Here is a 14,125-nt window from a genome sequence, read left to right as displayed (position 1 = left end):
TTTCTCAGGCTGTTTCGCACTGATTGTTTCTGAAACACGACAGCAGCCGCTGCCGTTCACTGGAGGCTATTTTGTTCGTTCAAAACCGACTTAACAACTGGGTTGCCGGCATCCGCCAACAAATCTCCCTGCCCCTGCGGATAGAGTTATGGAATGGGAAGCACGTGGACTTATCGTCCGAACCGCCACGCGTCACGATACGCCTGCCGCGCGCCTCGGCGGCGCGCTACCTGCTGACGCCATCGCTGTCCAACCTCGGCGCCGCGTATGTCGAAGGCGCGATCGAAGTCAAGGGCGCGGCCAAGGACATGATCGCCATCGTCAATGCGCTGGCCCGCACCAGCCTGAAAGCCGAAGGCAAGTTTGCCCGCGTGGTGCGCAGCATCGGCCACGACAAGCGCAAGGACGCCGAGGCGATCCGCTATCACTACGACGTTTCCAACGATTTTTATACCAAGTTTCTCGACCCGAACATGGTGTATTCCTGCGCCTATTTCGAGCATGGCAATGAATCGCTGGAAGTGGCGCAGATCCGGAAAATCGACCACATCCTGAAAAAAATCCAGCTCCGGCCGGGCCAGACGCTGCTCGACATCGGCTGCGGCTGGGGCGCGCTAGTGATACGCGCGGCCCGGCAATACGGCGCCAAATGCCTCGGCGTCACGCTGTCCGAAAACCAGTTCGCGCTGGCCAGGGAACGGGTGGCCAAGGCCGGCCTGGAACATTTGATTGAAATCCGCCTGCAAGACTACCGCGACGTGCAAGGCCAGTTCGACCGTATCACCAGCGTCGGCATGTTCGAGCACGTGGGCTTGAAACACTTGCCGCAATATTTCGAGCGGGTCAATAATCTGTTGGCGCCGGATGGACTGGTGATGAATCACGGCATCACCTCGACCGACCCGGACAATGGCGAAACCCCGTATGGCGGCGGTGAATTCATTGAAAAATACGTGTTCCCGCATGGCGAACTGGCGCATATCGGCCACGTATTAAAAGCCATGCAGCAAGGCGGGCTGGAAGCGTTCGACGTCGAAAACCTGCGCCGCCATTACGCGCTGACCTGCGCGCTGTGGACCGACAATTTCGAAGCCAACGCCGACGACATCCGCGTGCTGGCCGGCGAACGGCGCTTCCGCATCTGGCATGTGTACCTGGCCGGCTGTAGCTATGCCTTCGAGCAAGACTGGATCAGCCTGTACCAGATCGTCTGCGGCAAGGCCGGACGAAGCTCGGCGGCGCTGCCATGGTCGCGCGACTATATGTACCAGGACAAAGCGGCCGCTGCGCCCAGCCTGGGCGCCCATTAACCGTCGCCAGAAGCAAAACAAGAGGCACCGGGCCTCTTGTTGCTGAGCGATCCGCCTGAACGCTATTACTTCAAGCGGTTCATATGCATCTTGCGAAACTTGCCGACCTTGGGCGCCACCACCATCGCGCAATATCCTTGCTGCGGATGCTGGCGGAAATAATCCTGGTGGTAATCCTCGGCCTTGTAATAGGTCTGGGCCGGCTGCAATTGCGTCACGATAGGCGCATCCCACACATTGGCCATTTCGGCGATCACCTGGCGCGCCACGGCTTCCTGCTCCGGCGTCTGGTAATAAATCACCGAGCGATATTGCGTGCCGACATCATTGCCCTGGCGGTTCAGCGTGGTCGGATCGTGTATCGTGAAAAACACTTCCAGCAAATCGCGGTAGCTGATCACCGCCGGATCGAATTCCAGGCGCACCACTTCGGCATGGCCGGTGGTGCCGGCGCACACTTGTTCATAGGTCGGATGCGCTTGCTGGCCGCCGCTGTAGCCGGACTCCACCGCCGTCACGCCGCGGATTTCCAGGTACACCGCTTCGACGCACCAAAAACAGCCGCCACCAAGTAGCGCCACTTCAGTCTTGTGATTCATTGTCATCTTGCTCTCCCGGCAAAAAGAAATCTCTTGATGAGGGCCACTGTAACGCAAACCGGCGCAAGATGCACAGGCAAGTGCCCAAGGCTGGTGTTAACGCGCTGTAGGCGCCTGTCCGTTGCGGAAAAATGCTGTAATCAGCAAGATTACGATTATTTTTGGCATAATGGATGCAAATTGACAGGTCCCCCATGAACACACGCTCTCCCCGCGCTCCAATAAGCGAATTCGACACTACATATTTCCGGCAAGCACTATCGCAATTTGCCACCGGCGTGACCGTCATCACGACGCGCCTGGCCGACGGCAGCTTCCGTGGCTTGACTGCCAGCTCCTTCAACTCGGTATCGCTGACGCCGCCGCTGGTGTTATGGAGTCTCGGCACCGTCGCAAGCAGCCTGCCGATCTTCAGCGGCAACTCGCATTATGTGATCAATGTGCTGGGCGCCGAGCAGGCCGAACTGGCGCTGCGTTTCGCGCGCCGCACGCCGAATCCCTTCGACGGGGTCGAGTACGAATTGTCGCGCACCGGCCAGCCTATCCTGAAAGGCGCATCGGCCTGGTTCGAATGCCATAACCGCAGCCGCTATCCGGAAGGCGACCACGTGATCTTCGTCGGCGAAGTCGAACAATGCGCGTTTGCGCCGCAAGCGCCGCTGATTTTCCACAACGGCCAGTTCGGCACGCTGCAGACCGCTTAAGTTTCCGTATCGGCAAAAAAATCCGCCTGACGGCGGATTTTTTCAGGCATCCCCAGTTAAAACTTGTAGCCGACACCGATGCTGACCGCCAGCGGATCGAGCTTGATGTCTTGCGTCTGGCCGGTCGAGAAATGCGCCCGGGTTTTCAGCGGCGTCTTGACCACGGCAACGTCGGCGAACCAGCGTTCGTTAAAGGCCCAGGTCGCGCCGACCTGGAAGCTGGCCGTCACTTTATTATCCAGCTTGTAGCTTTCGCCCGAACCGCCGGTATTGAGCAAGGCCGTCATCTGGCCGGAACCAGTTTCCTTTTGGAAATATGCGTAGGTGATGCCGACGCCGACATACGGACGTATCACCGCGTTCGGCTGGAAGAAGCGGTATTGGATAAATGCGGTCGGCGGCAAGACTTCGGCCGAACCCAGCTTGCCGGTGCCGGCAATCGAGCCGGCGCCGATCAGATCATGCTTATACGGTACGCCCAGGTCCAGTTCAGCCGAAATATTATCGGTCAGCATGTAGGCAAAGGTGAAGATCGGCTTGGTGTCGGATTTGACATCGGCCTTGGTGCCTGGCAATGCCGGCGCCGACAGGTCGCCGCTGTCGACTTTCGGCGTGATCTTGTTGGCGCCAACCTTGAAGGTCCAGGTGCCGGCGCTTTGCGCCGATGCGCTCGACGCGGCCGCCATCGCGGCAGCCACCGCCAATACTTTTAATGCGCTGTTCAAACGAATGTTCATCTTGTCTCCTGATTCATTATGTCCGGGGTTGCCCCTGATTACGTCTTGAAGTTCCCCCTTGGCATGCAAAGGGGAACGGATGTCTTACAGCCAGCCCCTCACGACCATGAATTTGGACACATAACGCGCCAGCAACAGGTTGTTGAACGGGGTTGGATGCACATCATCGGCATAAGAGTAGTGGCTCACGTCGCCGGCTTTCAGGTTGCTGCCGTTACATACCAGCGAGCTGCCCAGCGGATTCTTGGCCGCAGTCAAGTCGCAAGCGGTATCGGTCACATTGGTCAAGCCATAGGGGCCAGGATTGACGGCTTGATCGTGGCTGACGGCAAACACATCGACCAGCAGCACGTTCGGCTCGGTCGCCAACGGATTCAGCGCACCGTTGTAAGCGCTGACCATGGCGTTGATCAAAGCCTTGGTCGCGGCGTCCTTGCTCAGGCCGGAAGGCGTATTGGCGATATCCGGCAGGTTATTGACGACCACGCGGGTGGCGCCATTGCCGACGATTTGCGTTTTCACCAGCGCCACCAGCTCCGTGCCGGCGGTCGCCATCGCGGTCACCAGTTCAGGACCATGCGCGACGGCGTAATCGGCGCCAGCCTTGGCGCCGGCGGCATTGCCGGTGACGGTGGCGTCGGCTTGCGCCTTGGCGACCAGCGGACCGTAGACGGCCGGCGCAGCAACCGCCGTATTACCGGCCTGGACGGCGGCGGTCACGGCGGCGCCGACCACCGATGCGTCGGTATGACCAGGGCGTGCATTTTCAGCGGCCAGCGCGGCGCCGATGGCTTGCGCGGCGGTGGCTGGATTGGGGGCGCCGGCAGCCAGCGCCAGCGTCAGGTTGGTGGCGAATGCCTTGGCGCCGGCATCTTTGCCGGCAGCGGTGCCGGCGGCGGTCGCGGCCGCTTGCAAGGCGCCCAGCTGGAACAGCGCGTCATTGCCGCCGGCCATCACGAAGACGATTTCATCGCCCTTGAACTTGCCGCCGACAGCTGCCAGGTGATTCTTGATCTGGGTCACCACCGGCACGGTCAACGCACCCAGCGCGCTGCCGGTCAATTTATTGTTCGGACCGACCGGATTGGTGACGCGCGAACCGCCCATGGCGTAGCCGTAGCAGCCGGCGTTAAATTTGACCGGTACCGAAAAACCTTGCCTGGCATCGCCATCGAGCCCGGTTTGTGCCGGGCACGGTGCTGGCAAGCTGAATTGCGCGGCCATCAGCTCGGTCCAGTTGGAGCCGGTCAACGCGCCATTGGTCGCGGTATTGTCGCCATTGATGGTGAATTTTCCGCCTTTTAATGCAGCGATCGTGCCGACGGCATAGGAACCCACGTCGGACAGGCTGTCGCCAAACGATACCTGGGCGCTGTATTTTGCTTTCAGCGTCTGATCGCCGTTACTGGATCCGCCGCAACCGGCGAGGACAGCAGCGGCCAGCACGGCCAGCGCGAATTTTGTTTGATGCATTTTGTCTCCTTGGGTCTATTCTTGGTTTCTAAACGAACGGGCGTGCTATTCGCTACCCAACTAATATGCCATCGTTCACCGGACTTGTATAGAAAAAAGCTCGCTAAATAACAACATTTCTCGATATGAATCAATATCATGGACGCTTGAGCAACGCCTTGGAATGCTGGTTTTATTATTAACTATTTTAGTGAATTCGTGGCAAGATTTTTTGTTGCTATGCAATAAAAAAAAGCCCCGGCGGGGCTTTTTTTTACCATGGTTTACTCGCTCAGGAATTGCTCGAGAATACCGCTGGAACCAAATGCGGCGCGTCGCAAGCGGTCGTTGACGCCCATCCATGCATCGTCTTGCGGCGGCGCTTCGACCAGGATCAGGTCGGCGCCGACTTGATCCATCGTACGCAGCGAAGCGTACAGCGCATGGGCATAACTTTCCGGCTGCGCCGCCAGCCGTACGCTGGCGCTGGCCGGCGGCAAGTCTGAATAATGAATCAAAGCAACACGGCGTCCGACATTCAGCAAGCTGTTCAGCGTGCCGGCCAAGTCATCCGCATGCTGCATCGCAACAGGTGTATGTGGCGCATAATGCGATTCCAGCGTGCCGGACGCGCGTGGCGCGGCCGCATCCGGTTGAGCCAGCTGTTGCTGAATCACCGCGGCAATTTGCGCGGCACTGATATGGCCGGGACGCAACAATACCGGGCCATGGCTTTCCAGGCGCGACAAATCGACGATGGTCGACTCGATGCCGACCTGGCTCTGGCCGCCGTCGAGTACCAATTCCAGCAAGCCGCTGGCGCACTCATCGCTGAACTCGTCGCGCACATGCTGGGCGGTGGTCGGGCTGACATTGCCGAATTTATTGGCCGACGGCGCCGCCAAGCCGCCCTTGCCGCCCTTGAACTGCTGCAACAAGGCGATCGCCACCGGGTGCGACGGACAACGCAAGCCGACCGTATCCTGGCCGCCGGACACGGCGTCGGGAATATGGGCGGCACGCTTGACGATCAGCGTCAGCGGGCCGGGCCAGAACGCCTTCGCCAGCAAACCGGCTTGCGCCGGCACATGGTCCGACCAATACGACAAGTCGGCGCCCGGCGCCACATGCACGATCACCGGATGGTCGGCGGGACGGCCTTTCGCTTGATAAATACGGGCCACGGCGGCCGGGTTTTCGGCGTCCGCCCCCAGGCCGTACACGGTTTCGGTAGGAAACGCCACCAACGCGCCCGCTTCCAGCGCGGTCGCGGCGGCCGCAATCGCGGCCTGGCCGGCACAGTCGTGGCTCAGGTCTGGTTCGGCCTGGCTCACGGTGCGATCCCCAGGATCTGGCAAGCTTCATGCAGGCGGCGCTGGGCCTCTTGCAGGGTGCTGGCCAGCAGCGTCAAATGGCCCATCTTGCGGCCACGGCGCGGGGCGTTCTTGCCATACAGGTGCAAACAGGCACCCGGCAATGCCAGGATGCGGTCCCAGGCCGGTTCGCGCGGCGCAGCATCGTCCGCGCCATCGAACCAGGCATCGCCGAGGATATTGAGCATCACCGCCGGCGAATGCTGGCGCACGTCGCCCAGCGGCAAGCGCGCCATCGCCCGCACCTGTTGCGCGAACTGGCTGGTGATACAGGCGTCCATCGTGTAGTGGCCGCTGTTATGGGGACGCGGCGCCATTTCATTGACCACCAGGCTACCGTCGGCCAGCACGAAGAATTCGATGCACAGCACGCCGACATAACCCAGCTCGGCCACGATGACTTGCGCGGCCCGTTGCGCCCGGGCGGCGCAGTCATCCGAGACGTTCGGGCCCGGCACGGTGGTGGTAAACAAAATCCCGTCGCGGTGGACATTTTCGGCGATCGGATACACCACCGAGGCGCCGTCAACGCCGCGCGCGGTCAGCACCGATACTTCATAGGCCAACGGCAACATTTTTTCGAGCAGGCAGACCACCTGGCCCATCTGATCGAAGGCGGCGCGCACGTCGTCGCGGCTGCGCACCCGGAACTGGCCCTTGCCGTCATACCCCATGCGCACGGTTTTCAGGATGCCGGGCAACAGCTCATCGCCGATGTCATCGATATCCTGCTGCGTGGCGATGACCTTGTGCGGCGCCGGCAGCACGCCCGAGGCGGGCGCGCAAGCGACGAAGAAGCGCTTTTCGGCAATCCGGTCTTGCGCCACCGATACGCCATCGGCGTCGGGCGCGACAAACACTTGCCGGGCCAGCCGCGACAGGCTGTCGGCCGGCACGTTCTCGAATTCGGTGGTGACCGCGAGGCATTGCGCGGCCAGCGCATCGAGGCCGGCGACATCGCTGTAGCCGGCTTCGACCACGCGCTGGGCGATCTGTCCCGCGGGACAGTCGCTGGCAGGTTCCAGCACCGCCACCTGGTAGCCCATGCCTTGTGCGGCCTGGGCGAACATGCGGCCCAGCTGGCCGCCACCCATCACGCCCAGCCACGCCGGTGGATCGGCGGCGGGCAGCAATGGAGAAGTCAATTTACTATTCATTATTTTCAAACATATTATTCAAGCGGCAATACCATGGCCTGGGCGGCCGCGGTTTGCTTGGCGCGGAACGCTTCGAGCTGCTCGGCCAGGGTCTCGTCGTTGGCGGCGATCATCGCCACCGCGGTCAGCGCGGCATTGGCGGCGCCCGCTTCGCCGATGGCGAAGGTCGCCACCGGCACGCCCTTGGGCATTTGCACGATGGACAACAATGAATCTTCGCCGCGCAGATACTTGGACGGCACCGGCACACCCAGCACCGGCACGATGGTCATCGCGGCCACCATGCCGGGCAGGTGGGCGGCGCCGCCGGCGCCGGCGATGATGGCGCGCAAGCCACGCGCGCGCGCGCTCTTGGCATACGCATACATTTCGTCGGGCATGCGGTGCGCCGAAATCACTTGCGCTTCAAACGGCACGCCAAACTGCTGCAGGATGGCGACCGCGTTTTGCATCACGTCCCAGTCGGAGGACGAGCCCATGATGACGCCGACCAGCGGCTGCTGTTGAAGATCGCTCATATCAGGCTTTCAGCTTTTCGCCGGTCAGGCGCTCGATGGCTTCGAAATACTTGGCCTGGGTCTTGTCGATGACATCGGCCGGCAGCGCAGGCGCCGGTGCGGTTTTGCCCCAAGTCAGCGTTTCCAGGTAATCGCGCACGAATTGCTTGTCGAACGACGGCGGCGACATGCCAGGCTGATACGAATCGGCCGGCCAGAAGCGCGACGAGTCGGCGGTCAGCACTTCATCCATCAAATGCATGACGCCATTGTCGTCCAGGCCGAACTCGAACTTGGTGTCGGCAATGATGATGCCGCGCGTGGCCGCGTAATCGGCGGCGGCTTTATACAGTGCAATGCTGACATCGCGCATCTTGGCGGCCAGTTCAGCACCGATGCGATTTTCCATGTCGGCAAAGCTGATGTTTTCGTCATGCTCGCCCAGCTCGGCCTTGGCGGCCGGGGTGAACAGCGGCTGCGGCAGCTTTTCCGCCTGTTGCAGGCCGGCTGGCAGCTCGATGCCGCAGATGCTGCCGGTATCCTGGTAATCCTTCCAGCCCGAACCGATGATGTAACCGCGCACCACCGCCTCGACCATGATCGGCTTGAGACGCTTGGCGACCACGGCACGGCCTTGCACTTGTGCAACTTCATCCGGCGCCACCACCGATTCCGGCGCCACCCCGGTCAGGTGATTCGGCACGATGTGGCCGAGTTTCTCGAACCAGAAGTCGCTCATCTGGTTGAGCACCTTGCCCTTGCCGGGAATAGGCTCGTTCATGACGACATCGAACGCCGACAGGCGGTCGGTGGTGACGATCAGTATCTTGTCGTCGCCGACGGCATAATTGTCGCGGACCTTGCCGTGGCCCAGCAGTGGCAGGGAGTGGATGGAAGTCTGATAGAGGCTGTTCATAGCGGGAGAGGAATGATTTGATGAAACGAAACCGGCAGGCAGCGAACTGGCCCGCCGGTCGAGAATATCGGGCACGGAAGCACGCATCCGGCCCGTTCCAGACAGGATTTTACTTCACAATCTGCGACAGCTCGCCTTTGCTGTAACGCTCAGCCATCTTGTCCAGCGGAATCGCCTTGATCTTCGACGCCTGGCCTTCGCAGCCGAAGGCGAGGAAACGCGCCTTGCAAATGTCGGTGGCGGCCTGGCGGGCAGGCTTCAGGAAGTCGCGCGGATCGAACTTGGATGGATTTTCAAACAGGAATTTGCGGGTCGCGGCCATCATCGCCAGGCGGATATCGGTGTCGATATTGATCTTGCGCACGCCGTGACGGATGCCTTCCTGGATTTCCTCGACGGGCACGCCGTAGGTTTCCTTCATGTCGCCGCCGAATTCGCGTATGGTGGCCAGCAATTCCTGCGGCACCGACGAGGAACCGTGCATCACCAGATGGGTGTTCGGGATGCGCGCGTGGATTTCCTTGATGCGGTCGATCGCCAGGATGTCGCCGGTCGGCTGGCGCGAAAACTTGTAGGCGCCGTGCGAAGTGCCGATGGCGATCGCCAGCGCGTCGCACTGGGTGCGCGCGACGAAGTCGGCGGCTTGTGCGACGTCGGTCAGCAATTGCTCGCGGGTCATCGCGCCGTCGGCGCCGTGACCGTCTTCCTTGTCGCCCTGCATGGTTTCCAGCGAACCGAGCACGCCCAGCTCGGCTTCCACCGTGACGCCGATGGCGTGCGAAAATTTCACGACTTCACGCGACACTTCAACGTTGTATTCATACGAAGCAACGCTCTTGCCATCCGCTTCCAACGAGCCGTCCATCATCACCGACGTGAAACCGGAGCGGATCGCGGCCATGCAGACCGCCGGCGACTGGCCGTGGTCCTGGTGCATGACGACCGGAATGTGCGGGTAGGCTTCCACCGCCGCATCGATCAGGTGGCGCAGGAACGCTTCGCCGGCGTACTTGCGCGCGCCGGCCGACGCTTGCATGATCACCGGGCTGCCGACGGCATCGGCGGCGGCCATGATGGCTTGCACTTGCTCCAGGTTATTGACGTTGAATGCAGGCAAACCGTAGCCGTTTTCAGCGGCGTGGTCCAGCAATTGACGCATGGATACGAGAGACATGGTAATACTCCAAACAATAAAAAAACCGCTGCAGGGCGGGCGGCTGACGCCGCGCCGGCCCTTTAAAACTTTAGCTGAATTCGCCGACCTTGACGATCTTCAATGCATTGGTGCCGCCGACCTGTCCCATCGGTTCGCCCCACGTTACAACGATCATGTCACCTTTTTTGACGATGCCGTTGGCAACCATCAAATCTTCCGCTTGTTTCAGCACCGCCGACGATTCGCCGGCCTGGGTCAGGTGGTAGGAACGCACATTGCGGTACAAGGCGGCCTTGCGCTGGGTGGTGATGCTCGGGGTCAGCGCGAAAATCGGCGTATCGATGCTGTGGCGGCTCATCCACAGTGGCGTGGAACCGGATTCGGTCAGCGCCACGATGGCCTTGACGCGCAAATGGTGGGCGGTGAACAGCGCGCCATAGGCGATCGACTGGTCGATGCGGGTAAAGGTGACGTTCAGGAAATCGGCGTCGAGTTTGTTGTACTCGGACTGTTCGGCTTCGACGCAAATCGCCGCCATCATTTCCACCGTTTCAATCGGGTATTTGCCGGACGCGGTTTCAGCCGAGGTCATCACGGCGTCGGTGCCGTCCAGCACCGCGTTGGCGACGTCGGACACTTCGGCGCGGGTCGGCACGGCGTTGACGATCATCGATTCCATCATCTGGGTGGCGGTGATGGCCAGCTTGTTCGACGCGCGCGCCATCTTGATCATGCGTTTTTGCAAGGCCGGCACCGCCGCATTGCCTACTTCCACCGCCAGGTCGCCGCGGGCGACCATGATGCCATCGGAAGCGTCGAGGATTTCCTGCAATACAGGAATCGCTTCGGCGCGCTCGATCTTGGCGATCATCATCGGCTTGTGGTGGTAAGGCTCGCCGGCGATATTGGCCAGCTGGCGCGCCATTTCCATGTCGGTCGCGCTTTTCGGGAACGAGATCGCCAGGTAGTCGGCCTGGAAGCTCATCGCCGTCTTGATGTCTTCCATATCCTTGGACGTCAGCGCCGGCGCGGTCAAGCCGCCGCCCTGGCGGTTGATGCCCTTGTTGTTCGACAATTCGCCACCGATCTTGACGATGGTGTGGATTTCGCTGCCGGAAATGCGCTCGACGATCAGCACGATCAAGCCGTCGTTCAGCAACAGCACGTCGCCGTTGCGCAAGTCGCGTGGCAATGCTTTGTAGTCGAGGCCGACACGTTCCTGGTTGCCCAGTTCGCCTTCTTCGCCCCATTTGGCATCGAGGATGAAACGGTCGCCGTTTTCCAGGTGGATACGGCCATTTTCAAATTTGCCGACGCGGATCTTCGGACCCTGCATGTCGGCCATGATCGCCACTTCCTTGCCGCATTCGGCGGCGGCCTGGCGCACCAGCGCGGCGCGGTCGATATGATCTTGCGCTTTACCGTGGGAAAAATTCAAACGTACTACGTCGACACCCGCTCGTATCATTTTGATCAGAACAGCCAGGTCGGTAGAAGCAGGGCCGATAGTTGCGACGATTTTTGTACCACGGGACATAAAATTCCTTGTGCGAAAAGAACAACGGGTCTATGAGGCAGGACTGCGGGCATTGCCCTACAGCCAACGTAAAAGCGCAGCGGTGAGGCTGCGCTTGATGCTTATATCTGGTTTTATTCGCTTACTTACTGCGCTGCGTCAATATTTCCACAGCTGGCAAGGTCTTTCCTTCCAGGAATTCCAGGAAGGCGCCGCCGCCGGTGGAGATATAACTGATTTTATCGGTAATGTCGTATTTTGCAATCGCCGCCAGGGTGTCGCCGCCGCCGGCGATCGAGAACCCTGTCGATGCGGCAATCGCCAGCGCCAGCGTCCTAGTGCCGTTGCCGAACTGGTCGAATTCGAACACGCCGACCGGGCCGTTCCAGACGATGGTGCCGGCGGCGCCGATCTGCTGCGCCAGCAAGGCGGCGGTCTGCGGACCGATGTCGAGGATCATGTCGTCGTCGGCCACGTCGGCGACATCCTTGACGGTGGCGGCAGCCGTTGGCGAGAATTCCTTGGCGCACACCACGTCGACCGGGATCGGCACTTGCGCGCCGCGCGCCGCCATGATGTCGATGATGGCCTTGGCTTCACCGACCAGGTCGGCTTCGACCAGCGACTTGCCGACGTTCAAGCCAACGGCTTTCATGAAGGTATTGGCGATGCCGCCGCCGACGATCAGGTTGTCGACCTTGTCGGACAACGCTTTCAAAATGGTCAGCTTGCTCGACACTTTCGAGCCGGCCACGATGGCCAGCAGCGGACGGGCCGGCGCGTGCAGCGCCTTGCCCAGCGCATCGAGTTCGGCGGCCAGCAGCGGACCGGCGCAAGCGACCGGCGCAAACTTGGCGATGCCGTGGGTCGATGCTTCGGCGCGGTGCGCGGTGCCGAACGCGTCGTTGACGTAGATATCGCACAGCTTGGCCATTTTTTGCGCCAGTTCATCGCTGTTTTTCTTTTCGCCCTGGTTGACGCGCACGTTTTCCAGCAACACGACCTGGCCGGCGGCCAGGTTTTCCAGGCCGGCGCCATCGACCCAGTTTTGTTTCAATTCAACAGTTTGTCCCAACAACTCGGCCAGGCGCGCGGCCACCGGCGCCAGGCTGTCTTCCGGTTTGAACTCGCCTTCGGTCGGACGGCCCAGGTGCGACGTGACCATCACGGCGGCGCCGGCGTCGAGCGCGGCGCGGATCGCCGGCACCGAAGCGCGGATGCGCGTATCTTCAGTGATATGGCCGGCGTCATCTTGCGGCACGTTCAAGTCGGCGCGGATAAATACGCGCTTGCCTTGCAACGCATTGCTGGCGATCAAATCTTGCAAACGGATGAAGTTCAGAACAGCAGACATGGCGATCCAAATGACGAGTGGAAGGAAGAGCGCTATTTTACCGCAAGCCCGGCACGGCCAACCCCGTTTACTGAAAAACCTGCAATAGGCGCAAGCCGGTGAAAACCAGCATGCCGAAGACGATGGTTTGCAGCATATTGCGGCCGATGACATAAAACACGGCGGCGGCCACGCCGGACAATAATTTCCAATTCGACAACCCGAAGTGAATTTCTTGCCCATCAAGCAACAAATCCGGTGCAATGATGGCTGCCAGCGCACAGGCCGGCGCAAACCGCAGCACTTCATTGACCCGCTTCGGGATGGTGATGTGATGGCCGATCAGCCAGAACGAACTACGGGTGGCGGCGGTGGCCACGCCCAGGACCAGGATGGTGAGCCAGATTTCCCATTGAGCCATATGATTGTTATCCCTTGTTGACCAGCTTGTTTGACAACTCTTCCACCGCCATCGCCGCAAACATGCCGACCAGCACAGCTGCCAGCAAGCCCAGCTTGTACGGCAAGCCGGCCGCCAGCACCGCCACGACACCCGACACCAGCACGCCGCACAGCGCGGCGCGGCCAGCCACCAGCGGTATCATCACGCAAATGATCGCCAGCGTGCCGGCAAAACCGAGCCCCCATGCGACCGGTACGGCAGTGCCGAGAAAGATGCCGGCGATCGAGCCGGCTTGCCACGACAGCCAGTTAGGCAGCAACAACGCTTTCAGGAACGACAGCTTGCCGACTTGCGGCGTTTCATCGGGATAACGCTGCAAGAACAGCGCTACCGACATATCGCCGGTCACATAACCGAGAAAGAAGCGCTGGCGCCATGGCAAATGTCCAAAATGCGGCGCCAGCAATGCGGAAAAGATGACAAACCGCAAATTGACCACCAGCGCGGTGACAAAGATCACCCACACCGGCGCATGCGCGACGATCAGCGGCAATGACGCCAGTTGCGCCGAACCGGCAAACACCAGCAAGGTCATGAACAGCGCTTGCGGCACCGACAAGCCGGCCTTGATCATCGCGATGCCGACCACCATGCCCCAGGCGGCGATGCCGAACAGCGTAGGCGCGCCGGTTTTCAGGCCGGCGCGCCAGGATGGCGGATGATGCTCATCGTAAGACGCTGGCAAGTGCGCGGGTTCTTGTGGCGAGATCTGGTCGGCTGGTATCATCAGCGCCGCCCATGTTGTTTTTTCGCAACAGTCACACAGGGGCCTGGCATGGCTTGAGCGTAAGTGGTGTAGCGGATAGCGCGAAATAGTGCAATTTGCGCGGCTGTCTCGGCCGCTGGCATCGAAAACGGGATCATTTTTTGCCGGGCGTGCAAGTTTTACAAACAAATGCGCCGCCAGCCATA

The 14,125-nt window shown here is 60.8% G+C and carries 14 protein-coding genes; 2 read left to right on the top strand and 12 right to left on the bottom strand.

Annotation, left to right across the window (positions count from 1 at the left end):
* Positions 1 to 71 precede the first annotated feature (71 nt).
* Complete coding sequence (locus GJA_RS02595; RefSeq protein ID WP_038488479.1) at positions 72 to 1,310, top strand: SAM-dependent methyltransferase; 1,239 nt, start codon at positions 72 to 74, stop codon at positions 1,308 to 1,310.
* Between the two features lie 65 nt (positions 1,311 to 1,375).
* On the opposite strand, the gene msrA is transcribed toward GJA_RS02595, so the two are convergent.
* The gene (gene msrA, locus GJA_RS02590; protein WP_038488476.1) at positions 1,376 to 1,915 is read right to left on the bottom strand and encodes a peptide-methionine (S)-S-oxide reductase MsrA; all 540 of its coding nucleotides are present in this window, start codon (positions 1,913 to 1,915) and stop codon (positions 1,376 to 1,378) included.
* A 188-nt stretch (positions 1,916 to 2,103) separates the two neighbouring features.
* Here msrA and GJA_RS02585 point away from each other — a divergent pair, with 188 nt between their 5' ends.
* The gene (locus tag GJA_RS02585) at positions 2,104 to 2,613 is read left to right on the top strand and encodes a flavin reductase family protein (protein WP_038488473.1); all 510 of its coding nucleotides are present in this window, start codon (positions 2,104 to 2,106) and stop codon (positions 2,611 to 2,613) included.
* A 56-nt stretch (positions 2,614 to 2,669) separates the two neighbouring features.
* On the opposite strand, the gene GJA_RS02580 is transcribed toward GJA_RS02585, so the two are convergent.
* The 11 genes from GJA_RS02580 to GJA_RS02530 all read right to left on the bottom strand — a co-directional run bounded on the left by GJA_RS02580 (position 2,670) and on the right by GJA_RS02530 (position 13,940).
* Positions 2,670 to 3,350, bottom strand: coding sequence for an OmpW/AlkL family protein (locus tag GJA_RS02580; protein ID WP_174525990.1), 681 nt, complete (start codon positions 3,348 to 3,350; stop codon positions 2,670 to 2,672).
* Between the two features lie 84 nt (positions 3,351 to 3,434).
* A complete protein-coding gene (locus GJA_RS02575) occupies positions 3,435 to 4,823 on the bottom strand; it encodes an SGNH/GDSL hydrolase family protein (protein WP_038488471.1) in 1,389 nt (462 codons plus the stop codon).
* A 263-nt stretch (positions 4,824 to 5,086) separates the two neighbouring features.
* Positions 5,087 to 6,136 (bottom strand): L-threonylcarbamoyladenylate synthase, encoded by a 1,050-nt coding sequence (locus GJA_RS02570; RefSeq protein WP_242404429.1) that lies wholly within the window; start codon positions 6,134 to 6,136, stop codon positions 5,087 to 5,089.
* Positions 6,133 to 7,332, bottom strand: a complete 1,200-nt coding sequence (locus GJA_RS02565; protein WP_038488468.1) for a 5-(carboxyamino)imidazole ribonucleotide synthase — start codon at positions 7,330 to 7,332, stop codon at positions 6,133 to 6,135. Before GJA_RS02565 ends, GJA_RS02570 begins: the two co-directional genes overlap by 4 nt.
* Positions 7,333 to 7,346: 14 nt before the next feature.
* Positions 7,347 to 7,850 carry a 5-(carboxyamino)imidazole ribonucleotide mutase gene (gene purE, locus GJA_RS02560; RefSeq protein ID WP_038488465.1) on the bottom strand — a complete coding sequence of 168 codons (504 nt, stop codon included), beginning with the start codon at positions 7,848 to 7,850 and terminating at the stop codon, positions 7,347 to 7,349.
* Between the two features lies 1 nt (position 7,851).
* On the bottom strand, positions 7,852 to 8,745 hold the full coding sequence (locus GJA_RS02555; protein WP_038488462.1) for a phosphoribosylaminoimidazolesuccinocarboxamide synthase: 894 nt from the start codon (positions 8,743 to 8,745) through the stop codon (positions 7,852 to 7,854).
* A gap of 109 nt (positions 8,746 to 8,854) precedes the next feature.
* Positions 8,855 to 9,919 (bottom strand): class II fructose-bisphosphate aldolase, encoded by a 1,065-nt coding sequence (gene fba / locus GJA_RS02550; protein ID WP_038488459.1) that lies wholly within the window; start codon positions 9,917 to 9,919, stop codon positions 8,855 to 8,857.
* A gap of 70 nt (positions 9,920 to 9,989) precedes the next feature.
* Complete coding sequence (gene pyk / locus GJA_RS02545; protein WP_038488456.1) at positions 9,990 to 11,438, bottom strand: pyruvate kinase; 1,449 nt, start codon at positions 11,436 to 11,438, stop codon at positions 9,990 to 9,992.
* Positions 11,439 to 11,559: 121 nt separating this feature from the next.
* Positions 11,560 to 12,771 (bottom strand): phosphoglycerate kinase, encoded by a 1,212-nt coding sequence (locus GJA_RS02540; RefSeq protein WP_081905220.1) that lies wholly within the window; start codon positions 12,769 to 12,771, stop codon positions 11,560 to 11,562.
* 67 nt (positions 12,772 to 12,838) lie between these two features.
* Positions 12,839 to 13,171 carry an AzlD domain-containing protein gene (locus GJA_RS02535; RefSeq protein ID WP_038488453.1) on the bottom strand — a complete coding sequence of 111 codons (333 nt, stop codon included), beginning with the start codon at positions 13,169 to 13,171 and terminating at the stop codon, positions 12,839 to 12,841.
* A gap of 7 nt (positions 13,172 to 13,178) precedes the next feature.
* Positions 13,179 to 13,940, bottom strand: a complete 762-nt coding sequence (locus tag GJA_RS02530) for an AzlC family ABC transporter permease (protein ID WP_051780186.1) — start codon at positions 13,938 to 13,940, stop codon at positions 13,179 to 13,181.
* Positions 13,941 to 14,125 lie beyond the last annotated feature (185 nt).

Source organism: Janthinobacterium agaricidamnosum NBRC 102515 = DSM 9628, assembly GCF_000723165.1.
In the GTDB taxonomy this organism is placed as follows: domain Bacteria; phylum Pseudomonadota; class Gammaproteobacteria; order Burkholderiales; family Burkholderiaceae_D; genus Janthinobacterium; species Janthinobacterium agaricidamnosum.
This window is presented reverse-complemented; position numbering and strand designations above follow the sequence as displayed.

Excerpts from the sequence above, each read along its gene's own strand:
- fba (WP_038488459.1), bottom strand. The coding sequence starts at position 9,919 with ATGTCTCTCGTATCCATGCGTCAATTGCTGGACCACGCCGCTGAAAAC.
- msrA (WP_038488476.1), bottom strand. The coding sequence starts at position 1,915 with ATGACAATGAATCACAAGACTGAAGTGGCGCTACTTGGTGGCGGCTGT.
- GJA_RS02565 (WP_038488468.1), bottom strand. The coding sequence starts at position 7,332 with ATGAATAGTAAATTGACTTCTCCATTGCTGCCCGCCGCCGATCCACCG.
- GJA_RS02540 (WP_081905220.1), bottom strand. The coding sequence starts at position 12,771 with ATGTCTGCTGTTCTGAACTTCATCCGTTTGCAAGATTTGATCGCCAGC.
- GJA_RS02530 (WP_051780186.1), bottom strand. The coding sequence starts at position 13,940 with ATGATACCAGCCGACCAGATCTCGCCACAAGAACCCGCGCACTTGCCA.
- GJA_RS02580 (WP_174525990.1), bottom strand. The coding sequence starts at position 3,350 with ATGAACATTCGTTTGAACAGCGCATTAAAAGTATTGGCGGTGGCTGCC.
- pyk (WP_038488456.1), bottom strand. The coding sequence starts at position 11,438 with ATGTCCCGTGGTACAAAAATCGTCGCAACTATCGGCCCTGCTTCTACC.
- GJA_RS02555 (WP_038488462.1), bottom strand. The coding sequence starts at position 8,745 with ATGAACAGCCTCTATCAGACTTCCATCCACTCCCTGCCACTGCTGGGC.
- GJA_RS02535 (WP_038488453.1), bottom strand. The coding sequence starts at position 13,171 with ATGGCTCAATGGGAAATCTGGCTCACCATCCTGGTCCTGGGCGTGGCC.
- purE (WP_038488465.1), bottom strand. The coding sequence starts at position 7,850 with ATGAGCGATCTTCAACAGCAGCCGCTGGTCGGCGTCATCATGGGCTCG.
- GJA_RS02575 (WP_038488471.1), bottom strand. The coding sequence starts at position 4,823 with ATGCATCAAACAAAATTCGCGCTGGCCGTGCTGGCCGCTGCTGTCCTC.
- GJA_RS02585 (WP_038488473.1), top strand. The coding sequence starts at position 2,104 with ATGAACACACGCTCTCCCCGCGCTCCAATAAGCGAATTCGACACTACA.